General features: G+C 28.9%; 1 protein-coding gene. It reads left to right on the top strand.

Features of this window, described 5'->3' with window-relative positions:
• Positions 1 to 397: 397 nt before the first annotated feature.
• Positions 398 to 1255: MBL fold metallo-hydrolase (locus C9J34_RS21575; RefSeq protein ID WP_107842204.1), on the top strand; the 858-nt coding region annotated here is incomplete at its 3' end.

The raw sequence follows: 1255 nt of genomic DNA, 5'->3' as shown, positions 1-1255 counted from the left end.
TCAATCCACGTAATTAAATTACGACATAAGCATGTTTATTATAACTAGTAAATTATCGTAAAACAAATAAATTTAGTTTAATTAATAAAATTTATTTCTAGATATACCTTTTAAAATTTGTATTGTTTAGATATTTTTCTTGACAGTATTCATACAAGTATTTTATATTAAAGTCAAATAACTCAAACAAAAGTTGGAAATCAACCATAAATGAGAAATCCTGTAGAAATTCCTGAATTTATGATGGATTATTTTTTAGCGAAGTGCTAGGCAGATTGTTAAATACATCAAGAATTATAAAGTAACGATAGATGTATTTGTCGAAAAAATATTTTTGGCACTTAGAAATAGGGCAATCAGTAGTACATCAACATTTATAAAGGGAAGGAGAATGTTTATGAATAAATTTCAAGTAACAATGTTTGAAGCGGGCAATGGAGATAGTTTTTTAATTAGTTGTTTAGGAAAAAATATTACAAACATTTTGGTGGATTTTGGTTATAGTAATACTTATAAAAAACATGTGGAAAACCATTTGATAAATATGGCAGCTAAAGAAGAAAAGCTTGATTTAATAATTGTGACACACATTGATCAAGATCATATTAGTGGGGGAATACGTTTTTTTGAAGATAATGGAAACGCACAGAATCCCAAAATAATTAGGGTCAGCGAAGTATGGCATAATAGTTATAGACATTTAGAAATGGCAGAAACAGATAAAATATTAACAGAAAAAGAACGAAAGCATATTACTAGAAACTCGATTGTTGTAGAACAAAATCGAGAAGGTAATACAACAGATACAAGTGGAAAACAAGGTTCGCGCTTGGCAGCAAATTTATATTATTATGGGTATAACTGGAATTCTAGTTTTAGTGGTCAATCTATTTCGTATAAAGGGGAAGATGCAATCTATTTAAACGATGAGGTCAAAATTACAGTACTGTCCCCGACCAAGAAAGAATTAGAAGGGTTAAGGAAAATATGGAAAAGAGAACTTAGAATAAAGTTTCCCACGATTGAATTAAATAATGACATTATCTTTGATGATGCTATAGAGTGCGTTTCATTAATGAGAAGACCTAATATTGCTCCAAATTCTTCGAGAGATACATCTATAACAACCAATCTTGAAAGTTTAGCAAAAACCCAATTTGAAGAAGATAACGATGAAATAAATGCAAGTTCTATAACTTGTATAATTGAATTTATGAATAAGAAAATATTACTGTTAGGAGATTCTGTATCCTCC

The organism is Metasolibacillus meyeri, from assembly GCF_003049505.1.
GTDB lineage: Bacteria > Bacillota > Bacilli > Bacillales_A > Planococcaceae > Metasolibacillus > Metasolibacillus meyeri.
This window is presented reverse-complemented; position numbering and strand designations above follow the sequence as displayed.